Source organism: Serratia sp. CC22-02, from assembly GCF_900182895.1.
In the GTDB taxonomy this organism is placed as follows: Bacteria; Pseudomonadota; Gammaproteobacteria; order Enterobacterales; family Enterobacteriaceae; genus Serratia; species Serratia nevei.
Genome location: NZ_FXUD01000008.1, coordinates 41,903 through 54,092, shown reverse-complemented (window position 1 = coordinate 54,092; position 12,190 = coordinate 41,903). Strand labels below are relative to the sequence as shown.

The window sequence follows — 12,190 nt, the reverse complement described above, 5'->3', positions numbered from 1 at the left end:
AACGCCCCGGCCAAAAGGCCTGGGGCGTGGTCACGATTACTCGTCGATCGAGGCCTGATAAGCCGCGGCGTCCAGCAGGTTCGCCAGCTCGCCTTCGTCGGCGGCTTTAATCTGGAACAGGAAGCCGTCACCGTAAGGCTCGCTGTTCACCAGCTCCGGGGAGCTTTCCAGCTCGCCGTTCACCGCCACGATTTCGCCGCTGATCGGCGCGTAAATGTCCGACGCCGCCTTGACGGACTCCGCCACGGCGCAATCTTCACCGGCGGCGACGTTGCGGCCCACTTCCGGCAGATCGACAAACACCATATCGCCCAGCAGTTCCTGCGCGTGTTCGGTGATGCCTACGGTGTAAACGCCGTTACCTTCTGAACGAACCCACTCGTGGGAGGATGCGTATTTCAATTCTGTTGGCACATTGCTCATCGCCGGTTACTCCTTCGAAGAAATAAAAGAATCAATCAATAAAAAATCAATTTGTCAGCGGCTTGCCGGCGCGAACGAAACCGGGCTTGGTCACTTTGACCGGCATTTCACGGTTGCGGATCTGCACGATGGCCTGCTCGCCGATACCTGCCGGCACGCGCGCCAGCGCGATGCTGAAGCCCAGCGTCGGAGAGAACGAACCGCTGGTGATCACGCCTTCGTGGGTTTGCCCCGCCGCGTCGGTGAAACGCACCGGCAGCTCATTACGTAATACGCCTTTTTCCGTCATGATCAAGCCGACCAGTTGCTCGGTGCCCTGCTCGCGCTGTTGTTCCAGCGCTTCGCGGCCGATGAAACGACGATCTTCCGGCTGCCAGGCGATGGTCCAGCCCATGTTGGCGGCCAGCGGTGAAACGCCTTCGTCCATCTCTTGCCCGTAGAGGTTCATGCCCGCTTCCAGACGCAGCGTGTCGCGCGCGCCCAGACCGGCCGGCTTGACGCCCGCGGCCAGCAATTTTTGCCAGAAATCCGCCGCCTGCTCTTTCGGCAGCGCGATCTCATAGCCGGCCTCGCCGGTGTAACCGGTGGTGGCGATGAACAGCTCGCCGGCCTGCACGCCGAAGAACGGCTTCATGCCTTCGACCGCACTTTTTTGTTCCGGGGTGAACAGCGTGCCGGCACGCTCTTTGGCCTGCGGGCCCTGTACCGCGATCAGCGCCAGATCGTCGCGCACCGTCAGCGCAACGCCATACGGCGCGGCGTGCTCTTCAATCCAGGCCAGGTCTTTGTCGCGCGTGGCGGAGTTCACCACCAGGCGGAAATAGTCTTCAGTGAGGAAATAAACGATCAGGTCGTCGATCACGCCGCCGGAGGCATTCAGCATGCCGGTGTACAGCGCCTTGCCGGGTTGGGTCAGTTTGGCGACGTCGTTCGCCAGCAGGTAGCGCAGGAACTCTCGGGTGCGGGCGCCGTGTAGATCCACGATGGTCATGTGAGACACGTCGAACATGCCGGCATCCTGACGCACCGCGTGGTGCTCATCGAGCTGCGAGCCGTAGTGCAGCGGCATCATCCAGCCGTGAAAGTCTACCATGCGCGCACCGCACGCCACGTGCTGGTCGTACAGTGGGGTTTGCTTTGCCATCTTTTCCCTCTTTCCACTCGTCGCTAGAAGTTAGGGTGCTACCACGCAATGCGGCGGAGCCTGGCTCGCGGCCCGATCGCCATGGCGCACTGACTGCTCAACACAAATGCTGCGCCGGGACGGGCGGAAACTGCGTGCAACCGCCGTGACGCAAACGATACCTTTCCCTCGAACTTATCACCGAACGACCACATTAACCATAAGTTAAAATAGGCTCATCGCCGTTCCAGGGCGGTAAAATGCCGGGCTAGTGTGCAGAGTTTTTCACTGGAAAAATGCGCTTTAAGGCACAAAATTAACAATTAAAGCGGCAAAACTCCGAAGTTATATAACAAACCGACGGCCGCGCATGAGATTCCGACTTTTGATAACCGAACATGGAATTAGAAAAAGTAATGATAAAAAGCAGCTGAAATTAGATTATTTCAAATGAAGGGTTATATAAGGAAAGACGATGGCATAAGGCGAGAAGCGCGAGCCCGCTGGGGGCTCGCAGAAGGCAGGTATCAGGCAAGCCACTCGGGCAGATCGTTCAGGCCCATTGCCTGACGCACCAGCTTTGGCTTGACGCCCGGCAGGCTGTCCGCCAGCCGCAGTCCCACGTCGCGCAGCAGCTTTTTGGCCGGGTGGTTGCCGTCGAACAGTTCGCGGAAACCCTGCATGCTGGCCAGCATCACCGCCGCGCCATGTTTGCGGCGGCGCTCATAGCGGCGCAGATAGAGGTGCTGGCCGATATCCTTGCCCTGCCGCTGCAGGCGGCGCAGTTCGGCAATCAGCTCGGCGGCGTCCATAAAGCCCAGGTTCACGCCCTGTCCGGCCAGCGGATGCACGGTATGCGCCGCATCGCCCACCAGCGCCAGGCGGTGCGCGGCGAAGCTGCGCGCATAGCGGCCGGTCAGCGGGAACGCCAACCGCTCGCTTTCCAGGCTGCAGGCGCCCAGACGCATATCGAAGGCCATCGCCAGTTCGCGGTTGAACTGCTCCGGCTCAAGCTGTTTGAGCCGCTCGGCGTCTTCCGGCGTCACCGACCAGACGATGGAACTCAAATGCGGATCGCTGAACGGCAGGAACGCCAGAATGCCGTCGCCGTGGAAAATTTGCCGCGCCGTCGCCTGATGCGGCTCTTCGGTGCGAATGGTGGCCACCAGCGCATGGTGGCGGTAATCCCAGAAGGTGAGCGGGATGTCGGCGTGCTGGCGCAGCCACGACTGGGCGCCGTCGGCGCCGATCACCAGACGGGCGGTCAGCATGCGCCCGTCCTCCAGCGTAACGAAGGCATCGTTCTCGCCCCACGCCACCTGCTTGAGCGCGGCCGGGGTAATCAGCGTGATGTCCGACAGGCTTTCGGCGCGTTTCCACAGCGCCTGCTGGATCACCGAGTTTTCGATAATGTGGCCGAGATGGCTGAAGCCGCACTCGTCGCCGCGGAAGGCGATTTTGCCGAAGCTGTCGCGCTCCCACACTTCCATCGCGTTGTAAGCGCTGGCGCGCTGCTGGAGAATGTCGTCCCACACGCCGATGTGCTGCAGCAAACGCTCGCTGGCGGCATTGATGGCGGAGACGCGCAGCGCAGGCTGCTCCGACGGCGGCGCCATGTCCGGCTGGCGTTGTTCCAGCACCGCCACGCGCAGCCCGCTGCCCTGCAGGCCGCAGGCCAACGCCAGCCCCACCATACCGCCACCGGCGATAATCACGTCAAATGATTGCATGCTGCTCGATTTCCTTAAATAACGCGCGCCACAGGGCGCCCGATTCTGTGTCTAACGTTCCACCCAGCCCAGCGTGCGCTTGGCGAAGGCGTCGCGCACCGCCGGCAAACGCGCCATCGCCATCAGCCCCAGATTACGGCCGACCACCAGCGGGGCATAACGGTTGGCGAACAGGCGGATCAATCCGTCGGTCACGCCGATCGTCGCCTGCTGATCGTTTTGCCGCCGCTGCTGATAGCGGCTCAGCAGCGCATAACCGCCGGCGTCTTCGCCGCTGTCTACTGCTTCCGCCAGCGTTTCCGCCAGCGACATCACGTCGCGCAGGCCGAGGTTGAACCCCTGCCCGGCGATCGGGTGCAGCGTCTGCGCCGCGTTGCCCACCAGCGCCAGACGATGGCTGACATGACGATCGGCGGTCAGCAGGCTGAGCGGATAACTGTGCCGTTTACCGGCCTTGAGGATACGCCCCAGCCGCCAGCCGAAGGCCTGTTGCAGCTCGGCGATAAAACGCTCGTCGTCCCAGGCATCCACCCGGGCGCGATCTTCGCGCGCGTGGCACCACACCAGCGAACTGCGCCCCTGCGACATCGGCAGCAGCGCCAGCGGCCCGTAGCGGGTAAAACGCTCGAAGGCGCGCCCCTGCGGATCTTCCGCCGTGGTGACGTTGGCGATGGTGGCGAACTGCGGATACTCCTCCTGCCGCCACTGCACGTTGCAGGCCTGCGCCAGCGCCGAACGTGAACCGTCGGCCGCCACCAGCAGCTGCCCGCACAGGCGCAGACCGGTATCCAGTTGCACTTCCGCCCGCTCTGCGGTGCGAATCACGTCCACCACCCGCGCGGGGCAATGCAGCGTAACGCCCGGCGCCTTCGCCAGCAGCGCGAACAGCCGCTGCCCGGCGTCGTGCAGTTCGATCACCTGGCCAAGCGCATCGACCTGATAATCCTGCGCCTGCAGATTCACGAAACCGGCATGGCCGCGATCGCTGACGTGCACCTGAGTGATCGGCGTGGCGCAGTCGCGCAGCGCCGGCCAAACGCCGATGCGTGCCAGCTGTTGGCAGGTGCCCTGCGCCAATGCGATGGCGCGGGCGTCAAAGCCCGGATGGCTGCGGTCATCCGGCCGAGTCGCCTCGACCAGATCCACGGCCATTCTTCCCTGAGTAAGCGACGAGATAGCCAGCGCCAGCGTCGCGCCCGCCATACCGCCACCAACGATAATTACGCTCATTCCGTTACCTTGCCGCCGCCATCAAAGCCTCGATGGCATCGGCGTCTTTCACCACGGTGGCGGTCAGGTTTTCGTTGCCGTCGGCGGTGATCACGATGTCGTCCTCGATGCGGATGCCGATGCCGCGGTATTCCGCCGGCACGTCCGCATCCGGCGCAATGTACAGCCCCGGTTCCACGGTCAGCACCATGCCTGGCTCCAGCAGCCGATCGCGGCTCGGCGTGCCGTAGTGGCCGACGTCGTGCACGTCGAGGCCCAGCCAGTGGCTCAGCCCGTGCATGAAGAACTGCCGGTGCGCTTGTTCGGCGAGCAGCTGGTCGACTTCACCTTTCAAGACGCCCAGTTCCACCAGCCCGACCACCATGATGCGCACCACTTCGTCGTTGACTTCGCGGATGCTGGTGCCGGGTTTGAACAATGCCAAAGCGCGCAGCAGCGACGCCAGCACAATGTCGTACACCGCGCGCTGCGGCTTGCTGAACTTGCCGTTGACCGGGAAGGTGCGGGTAATGTCGCCGGCGTACCCCTGATACTCGCAGCCGGCGTCGATCAGCACCAAATCGCCGTCGCGCATCTGGCTCTCGTTCTCGGTGTAGTGCAAGATGCAGCCGTTTTCGCCGCTGCCGACGATGGTGTTGTAAGACGGGTAGCGGGCGCCGAGGCGGGTGAATTCATGATGAATCTCCGCTTCCAGCTGGTATTCGAACATGCCAGGACGGCATTTTTCCATCGCGCGGGTATGCGCCAGCGCGCTGATCTCACCGGCGCGGCGCATCACCGCCAGCTCTTCCGGCGATTTGAACAGGCGCATGTCGTGCAGCCACGGCCGCCAGTCGGTCACAGTGGCCGGCGCCTGCAGATTCTGGCGGAACCCCTTGCGCAGCTTGTCCAGCGCATCGAACAGGATCTGATCGGCGTAGGCGTATTCGCCCTGCGCGTGGTAGACCACGTCCAGGCCGTTGAGCAGCAGGTGCAGCTGATCATTGATTTCATCGAACGGCAGCGCGCGATCCACGCCCAGCTTCGCCGGCGCAGCGTCTTGCCCCAGGCGGCGGCCAAACCAGATTTCCGCCGTCAGATCGCGCACCCGATTGAACAGCACGCTGTGGTTGTGCGTTTCGTCGCTTTTGATCAGCACCAGCACCGCTTCCGGCTCATTGAAGCCGGTCAGGTACCAAAAGTCGCTGTTCTGCCGATAGGGATAGTCTGAATCTGCACTGCGCGTCGTTTCCGGCGCAGAGAAAATAACCGCCGCGCTGGCCGGCGCCATTTTCGCCAACAGCGCCTGACGGCGGTTGTTGAATTCCCGCTGAGTCATTACCTTCTCCTGAAATCATGCCATCCGCACCGCCGGCGGAGGGGCGATAAGACGCTTAGTGCAACGTCGGTTTGATGTTTTCCGGCGCCGTTGGTTTGTGACGGGTGAATTCTCCGTGGCACATGATGGCGGCAACCCGCACATACTCCGCCACTTCTTCCAGCGACTGTTCCAATTCTTCCTGATCTTCGTCTTCGTCGTAGCCCAGCTGCGCGATGTTGCGCAGATCGTCGATCGCTTCCCCAACTTCGTCTTTCACCTGGGCCAGCTTCGGCTGCATCATCCCCAGGCCGAGCAGGAAGTGGTTGACCCAACCGGCCAGCGCGTCGGCGCGATCGAACACGCTGACGATCTCCCCTTCCGGCAGCATCAGTTGGAACAGGAATTCGTCGTCTTCGAGCGTTTCGCGCGTCACTTCATACAGCTGTTGCAGCGGTTGGCTGAGCGCCTGCGGGAAGGCGACGCCTTCGTTGGTCAGATCGTGCACCAGCGCCTGCCAGCCGGCATCACGGCTGCCGCCGCACAACAGGCCGCTGATCAGGCCATGCATTTCTGCCGCGGTCAGCGCCACCGACTGCTGGTTGAGGGCCACGGTCAAAGATTGGTAACTTGGAAATGTATTCTGTATAGACATGCGCATTCGTCATCGTTGGCAGGATAAGTTCGTGTTATGCTACCACCAAGGTCCGTCGCTATACCAGATAAGCGCGACACCTCAGTGGCTAGTTATAATCGCGATGTGGCAGGTTTCACACTGCGCCGTCGGGTGGCGAAAGTGCGGTAAATACGCATTTTGAAACCCTTTTTTGACTGGCAATGTGCGCCACAGTAGATTACAACCAGGTACTGAAAAAGGGGTTGTATCTTGGTACCGAGGTATATATAGTGGCGCCCGCTTTGACGGCCCGGCCAGGGCGGACAAGGCTGGCGCGAAATTTAGGCAGGAAGGTGGCATGTCTGCACAACCGGTAGATATTCAAATTTTTGGCCGCTCGTTAAGAGTCAATTGCCCGCCAGAACAACAAGATGCGTTGAATATGGCGGCGGACGATCTTAACCAACGGTTGCAAGATCTTAAAGTTCGCACTAGAGTCTCCAATACTGAGCAACTGGTTTTCATCGCGGCATTGAACGTCTGTCACGAACTTGCTCAAGAACGGTTGAAAACCCGTGACTATGCGTCCAATATGGAACAACGCATACGGATGCTGCAGCAGACCATTGAACAAGCGCTGCTTGAACAAGGTCGCATCTCTGAACGTCAGGATGCACAATTCGAATAACTTAAGTTGTTGAAATCACAGTTTCGGCAACGAGTACAAAATTTCTCTGAGATGTTCGCCAGCGGGCCAGTCCCCTGAGCCGATATTTAGTACAAACAGAATGTGTTGCTCCGCGATCGGTGAGCACGCTCGGTGCGCCGAGAAGCCTTAAGATTGCGACGGCACGTTCACCTTGAACCATGGGTTCAAGGGTTACAGCCTGCGACGGCATCTCGGAGATTCCCCTTTTCAGCGGTTTATGTGTGCCGAACGCCACACTGAGCAAGCCTGATACGATGCCTTTTCAACCCCAATTCGCGCAGCAGCGCCAAGCCATTCGTCAACTGATTCGCCAACGTCGGCGCGAGCTTACGCCGGGCCAGCAACGCTTTGCCGCAGAGAGAATAGCCGAGCGCCTCGTCGCGCATGCGCACATTAAGGCGGCGCACAGCATCGCGGTATTCCTGTCGTTTGACGGTGAACTCGATACCGGGCCGCTGATCGAGCAGCTGTGGACGCTCGGCAAACGGGTTTACCTGCCGGTGCTGCACCCGTTCAGCCCGGGCCACCTGCTGTTCCTGCGCTATGCGCCGGAAACGCCGCTGGTGCGCAATCGCTTCAATATTCTCGAACCGCGCCTCGATGTGCGCCAGGTGTTGCCGCTGGGCGAGCTGGACGTCGTGCTGACGCCGCTGGTGGCATTCGATCATACCGGGCAGCGTCTGGGTATGGGGGGCGGCTTTTACGATCGCACCCTGCAAAACTGGCAGAGCGACGGCCCCTATCCCATCGGGCTGGCCCATGATTGCCAGCAGGTGGAACACCTGCCGACCGAGCACTGGGATATACCGCTGCCGGAAATCCTCACCCCGCTCTGCAGCTGGGCGTGGCACGAACCTAAATAGCAAAAGGCCGGATCGCTCCGGCCTTTTTCGTTGCGGCATGCCGCCTAATCAGAACAGCAGACGGGCGCGAATAGTGCCGTCGATGGCCTTCATGCGCTGCAGCGCGGCGTCGGCGCGCGCGGTTTCCGCTTCGATGTCGATCACCACGTAGCCGATTTCCGGGCCGGTTTGCAGATACTGCGCGGCGATGTTAACCCCCTCTTCGGCGAAGATCTGGTTAATCTGCGTCAGCACGCCCGGACGGTTTTCGTGGATGTGCAGCAGGCGGCTGGCGTTCGGGCCATGCGCCGGGAGCGACACTTCCGGGAAGTTGACGGCGGACAGGGTCGATCCGTTGTCGGAGTATTTCGCCAGCTTGCCGGCCACTTCGTCGCCGATGTTCTCCTGCGCTTCCTGAGTGGAGCCGCCGATGTGCGGCGTCAACAACACGTTGTCGAACTCACACAGCGGCGAGTTGAACGGATCGCTGTTGGTTGCCGGCTCTTCCGGGAAGACGTCGATCGCCGCGCCCGCCAGGTGATTGCTGGCCAGCGCATCGCACAGCGCGGGAATATCCACCACGGTGCCGCGCGAGGCGTTGATCAGAATGGCGCCTGGTTTCATCAGCGCCAGCTCTTCCGCTCCCATCATGTTCTTGGTGGCCAGCGTTTCCGGCACGTGCAGCGTCACCACGTCGCTCATATTGAGCAGATCGGACAGATGGCGCACCTGCTGCGCATTACCTAACGGCAGCTTGTTCTCGATATCGTAGAAGAACACCTTCATGCCCAGCCCTTCGGCCAGAATGCCAAGCTGGGTGCCGATATGGCCGTAGCCGATGATACCCAGCTTTTTACCGCGCGCCTCATAGGAGCCCACGGCCAGTTTGTGCCACACGCCGCGGTGCGCCTTGGCGTTGGCGGCCGGAATGCCGCGCAGCATCAACAGCAGCTCGCCCAGCACCATTTCGGCCACGGATCGGGTATTGGAGAAGGGGGCGTTGAAGACCGGAATACCGCGCTTGGTCGCCGCTTTCAGATCAACCTGGTTGGTGCCGATGCAGAAGCAGCCCACCGCCACCAGTTTTTCTGCGGCGGCAAACACCTCTTCGGTCAGATGCGTACGCGATCGGATGCCGACGAAGTGTGCATCGCGGATGGATGCCTTCAGCGATTCGGTGTCTAACGCACCCTTGTGGTATTCGATGTTGGTATAACCGGCGGCACGTAAATTATCGACCGTGCTCTGATGAACCCCTTCCACCAACAGGAATTTAATCCTGTCTTTCTCCAATGATACTTTTGCCATTTACCCGACCCTATGTTCAGACTTCAGAAGCGGCTGTGACGACACAGCTCCCATCCAACATAACAAAAATAACGCGGGCGGCAATACAAACGATTGCCTGCCCGGCAGGACAAGGCGCAGCGTTGATGGCGGTTTACGGCAGAAAATGCCATAGGGAAAGTTTTCGGCAGAAGCTTTGGGGAGTCAGGTTTCACAATGTGACATAAGTCACCAAATTTGCCGTTTTTCAGAAAAGATATTTTAACCGAAGAATTATGCGGCCCGGCGCTACCGGGCCACAGGCGGCGGAGGCTTATTTGACCACTTTCACGCCTTCCGGGGTGCCGACCAGCGCCACGTCCGCGCCGCGGTTGGCGAACAGCCCCACGGTCACCACGCCGGCGATGCCGTTGATCTTGTTCTCCAGCGCGATGGCGTCGGTGATGCTCAGGTTATGCACATCGAGGATCACGTTGCCGTTGTCGGTCACCACGTTCTGGCGATACTCCGGCAGGCCGCCGAGTTTCACCAGCTCGCGCGCCACGTAAGAGCGGGCCATCGGGATCACTTCCACCGGCAGCGGAAACTTGCCCAGCACGTCCACCTGCTTGCTGGCGTCGACGATGCAGATGAATTTCTTGGCGATGGCGGCGATGATCTTCTCGCGCGTCAGCGCAGCGCCGCCGCCCTTGATCATCTGCATATGGCCGTTGATTTCGTCCGCGCCGTCCACGTAGATATCGAGCGAGTCCACTTCGTTGCTGTCAAACACGTGGATGCCGAGGCTTTTCAGCTTGGCGGTGGAGGCGTCGGAGCTGGACACCGCGCCTTCGATCTGGTGCTTGATGGAGCCCAGCGCGTCAATAAAGTGGGCGGCGGTAGAGCCGGTGCCGACCCCGACGATGGTGCCCGGTGTCACGTATTCCAGCGCCGCCCAGCCCACCGCTTTTTTCAGTTCATCCTGCGTCATAATATGTCCCTTGCCTCTGTACGAAAACGTGTGCGTATTATAGGGTAAAACGCTGTTTTTCACGCCGGCAGGATCACACTTATTTACCGCAGCCCGCATTTTTACCCGCTTGGCGGCGAGGTGGGGGCGTGATTTTCCACCTGCGCCGTGCGCAAAATGTGGCATAGTGCCGGTATCATTCTAATTTAAGGGATATCTTTCCGATGAAACGCCCAGACTATCGTACGCTGCAAGCGCTGGACGCGGTGATCCGTGAGCGCGGCTTCGAGCGCGCCGCTCAAAAACTCTGTATCACGCAATCGGCGGTATCCCAACGCATCAAACAGCTGGAAAACCTGTTCGGCCAACCGCTGCTGGTTCGTACCGTGCCGCCGCGCCCGACCGAACAAGGGCAAAAGCTGCTGGCGCTGCTGCATCAGGTGGAGTTGCTGGAAGAAGAGTGGCTGGGCAACGACACCGGCGTCGACACGCCGCTGCTGCTGTCGCTGGCGGTCAACGCCGACAGTCTGGCAACCTGGCTGCTGCCGGCGCTGAAGCCGGTGCTGGCGGACTCCCCCATTCGCCTGAATCTGCAGGTGGAAGATGAAACCCGCACCCAGGAGCGGCTGCGCCGCGGTGAGGTGGTGGGCGCAGTGAGTATTCAGCCGCAGCCGCTGCCGAGCTGCCTGGTGGATCGGCTGGGGGCGCTGGATTACCTGTTCGTCGCCTCCAGCGGCTTCGCCGAGCGCTACTTCCCGAACGGCGTCACCCGCTCCGCGCTGCTGAAAGCGCCGGCGGTGGCCTTCGATCATCTCGACGACATGCACCAGGCGTTCCTGCAGCAGAACTTCGATCTGTCGCCGGGCAGCGTGCCCTGCCACATCGTGAACTCGTCGGAAGCCTTCGTGCAGCTGGCACGCCAGGGCACCACCTGCTGTATGATCCCTCACCTGCAGATCGAAAAGGAGCTGGCATCCGGTGAACTGATCGATCTGACGCCGGGGCTGTACCAGCGCCGCATGCTGTACTGGCACCGCTTCGCGCCGGAAAGCCGCATGATGCGCAAAGTGACCGACGCGCTGCTGGAACACGGCCACCAGGTGCTGCGTCAGGATTAAAACGAAAAAAGGTTCGCCGCAGCGAACCTTTTCTTCAATACGAACACCTTACTGCGCGGCGTTGCGCTGCAGCTCAAACACCACATCCACCTGATCGTCGAAGTGAATGCTTTGCTGCTCATAGGTTTGCGCCGCGTCGCTTTCCGCCGCCGCACCGGCCGCCTTATACATCCGCGCCACCGGCATCGGCTGGTAGTTGGCAACCCGGTAGCGAATGCTGTACACCGGCCCCAGCTTGGCGTGGAAGCCTTTGGCCAGGGATTCGGCCTGCTGAGTCGCGTTCTCGATCGCTTTTTGCCGCGCCTGCTCGCGATACACGTCCGGTTTGGCGACGCCCAGCTCCACCGCGCGGATCTCGTTCAGGCCGGATTTCAGCGCGCCGTCCAGCAGCTCGTTCAGCTTGTCCAACTGACGCAGGGTCACCTGCACCTGGCGCACCGCCCGGTAGCCTTTCAGCACCGACTCGCCGGTTTTCAGGTAGTCATATTCCGGCTGGGTGCGCAGATTGGCGGCGCTGATGTCTTTCTTCTCGATGTTATTTTTCTGCAGGAAATCAAAGTACTGCGCCACGCGCTCGTCCACCTGCTTCTTCGCCTGGGCGGCGTCTTTGGAGGAAACGCTCACTTCGATCGCCAGGGTGGCGATATCCGGCGTGGCGTCCACGCTGGCGGTGCCGGAGGTGACGACATGCGGCCCTTCAGGCACTTCAGCCGCCTGCAGCGCCATCGGTAACGTCCCTAATCCGACCATTGCGGCCATAGCCAATGCTTTTAGCTTCACAGTGTCTCCTTAATGACAGGCTGTCTCTGATCGCCGGCTTTTCCCTGTGAGAACCGCCGGATTCCTGGCATCAAACGTAGCATATC

General features: G+C 60.9%; 12 protein-coding genes and 1 other RNA gene. 4 read left to right on the top strand and 9 right to left on the bottom strand.

The window, feature by feature from the left end; all coding sequences use genetic code 11:
* Positions 1-36: 36 nt before the first annotated feature.
* The 6 genes from gcvH to QOL81_RS21500 all read right to left on the bottom strand — a co-directional run bounded on the left by gcvH (position 37) and on the right by QOL81_RS21500 (position 6,458).
* Positions 37-423, bottom strand: coding sequence for a glycine cleavage system protein GcvH (gene gcvH, locus QOL81_RS21525; protein ID WP_063990680.1), 387 nt, complete (start codon positions 421-423; stop codon positions 37-39).
* Positions 424-469: 46 nt separating this feature from the next.
* On the bottom strand, positions 470-1,567 hold the full coding sequence (gcvT, locus tag QOL81_RS21520) for a glycine cleavage system aminomethyltransferase GcvT (RefSeq protein ID WP_004931631.1): 1,098 nt from the start codon (positions 1,565-1,567) through the stop codon (positions 470-472).
* Between the two features lie 506 nt (positions 1,568-2,073).
* On the bottom strand, positions 2,074-3,276 hold the full coding sequence (gene ubiI / locus QOL81_RS21515; RefSeq protein WP_049273437.1) for an FAD-dependent 2-octaprenylphenol hydroxylase: 1,203 nt from the start codon (positions 3,274-3,276) through the stop codon (positions 2,074-2,076).
* Between the two features lie 51 nt (positions 3,277-3,327).
* A complete protein-coding gene (ubiH, locus tag QOL81_RS21510; RefSeq protein WP_197757672.1) occupies positions 3,328-4,506 on the bottom strand; it encodes a 2-octaprenyl-6-methoxyphenyl hydroxylase in 1,179 nt (392 codons plus the stop codon).
* Between the two features lie 4 nt (positions 4,507-4,510).
* Entirely contained in the window at positions 4,511-5,824 is a 1,314-nt protein-coding gene (gene pepP / locus QOL81_RS21505; protein WP_197757669.1) for a Xaa-Pro aminopeptidase, read from the bottom strand.
* A 55-nt stretch (positions 5,825-5,879) separates the two neighbouring features.
* Complete coding sequence (locus QOL81_RS21500) at positions 5,880-6,458, bottom strand: YecA/YgfB family protein (protein ID WP_038871164.1); 579 nt, start codon at positions 6,456-6,458, stop codon at positions 5,880-5,882.
* A 319-nt stretch (positions 6,459-6,777) separates the two neighbouring features.
* Here QOL81_RS21500 and zapA point away from each other — a divergent pair, with 319 nt between their 5' ends.
* The 3 genes from zapA (at position 6,778) to QOL81_RS21485 (ending at position 7,991) form a co-directional block, all read left to right on the top strand.
* On the top strand, positions 6,778-7,107 hold the full coding sequence (zapA, locus tag QOL81_RS21495; RefSeq protein WP_004931621.1) for a cell division protein ZapA: 330 nt from the start codon (positions 6,778-6,780) through the stop codon (positions 7,105-7,107).
* A gap of 40 nt (positions 7,108-7,147) precedes the next feature.
* A non-coding RNA gene (gene ssrS / locus QOL81_RS21490) (6S RNA) lies at positions 7,148-7,330 on the top strand.
* Between the two features lie 52 nt (positions 7,331-7,382).
* Complete coding sequence (locus QOL81_RS21485) at positions 7,383-7,991, top strand: 5-formyltetrahydrofolate cyclo-ligase (RefSeq protein WP_197757667.1); 609 nt, start codon at positions 7,383-7,385, stop codon at positions 7,989-7,991.
* Between the two features lie 48 nt (positions 7,992-8,039).
* Here QOL81_RS21485 and serA read toward each other — a convergent pair whose 3' ends face one another.
* Positions 8,040-9,278 (bottom strand): phosphoglycerate dehydrogenase, encoded by a 1,239-nt coding sequence (serA, locus tag QOL81_RS21480; protein ID WP_025304156.1) that lies wholly within the window; start codon positions 9,276-9,278, stop codon positions 8,040-8,042.
* A gap of 292 nt (positions 9,279-9,570) precedes the next feature.
* Positions 9,571-10,227 carry a ribose-5-phosphate isomerase RpiA gene (rpiA, locus tag QOL81_RS21475; RefSeq protein WP_025304157.1) on the bottom strand — a complete coding sequence of 219 codons (657 nt, stop codon included), beginning with the start codon at positions 10,225-10,227 and terminating at the stop codon, positions 9,571-9,573.
* A 203-nt stretch (positions 10,228-10,430) separates the two neighbouring features.
* Between rpiA and QOL81_RS21470 the strand changes: the two genes are divergently transcribed.
* Positions 10,431-11,324, top strand: a complete 894-nt coding sequence (locus QOL81_RS21470) for a LysR family transcriptional regulator ArgP (protein ID WP_004931613.1) — start codon at positions 10,431-10,433, stop codon at positions 11,322-11,324.
* Positions 11,325-11,372: 48 nt separating this feature from the next.
* Here QOL81_RS21470 and QOL81_RS21465 read toward each other — a convergent pair whose 3' ends face one another.
* Positions 11,373-12,104, bottom strand: coding sequence for an oxidative stress defense protein (locus QOL81_RS21465; protein WP_025160209.1), 732 nt, complete (start codon positions 12,102-12,104; stop codon positions 11,373-11,375).
* Positions 12,105-12,190: the final 86 nt, after the last annotated feature.

Coding starts and splice junctions, on each gene's coding strand:
- gcvH (WP_063990680.1), bottom strand. CDS start 423: ATGAGCAATGTGCCAACAGAATTGAAATACGCATCCTCCCACGAGTGG.
- gcvT (WP_004931631.1), bottom strand. CDS start 1,567: ATGGCAAAGCAAACCCCACTGTACGACCAGCACGTGGCGTGCGGTGCG.
- ubiI (WP_049273437.1), bottom strand. CDS start 3,276: ATGCAATCATTTGACGTGATTATCGCCGGTGGCGGTATGGTGGGGCTG.
- ubiH (WP_197757672.1), bottom strand. CDS start 4,506: ATGAGCGTAATTATCGTTGGTGGCGGTATGGCGGGCGCGACGCTGGCG.
- pepP (WP_197757669.1), bottom strand. CDS start 5,824: ATGACTCAGCGGGAATTCAACAACCGCCGTCAGGCGCTGTTGGCGAAA.
- QOL81_RS21500 (WP_038871164.1), bottom strand. CDS start 6,458: ATGTCTATACAGAATACATTTCCAAGTTACCAATCTTTGACCGTGGCC.
- zapA (WP_004931621.1), top strand. CDS start 6,778: ATGTCTGCACAACCGGTAGATATTCAAATTTTTGGCCGCTCGTTAAGA.
- QOL81_RS21485 (WP_197757667.1), top strand. CDS start 7,383: ATGCCTTTTCAACCCCAATTCGCGCAGCAGCGCCAAGCCATTCGTCAA.
- serA (WP_025304156.1), bottom strand. CDS start 9,278: ATGGCAAAAGTATCATTGGAGAAAGACAGGATTAAATTCCTGTTGGTG.
- rpiA (WP_025304157.1), bottom strand. CDS start 10,227: ATGACGCAGGATGAACTGAAAAAAGCGGTGGGCTGGGCGGCGCTGGAA.
- QOL81_RS21470 (WP_004931613.1), top strand. CDS start 10,431: ATGAAACGCCCAGACTATCGTACGCTGCAAGCGCTGGACGCGGTGATC.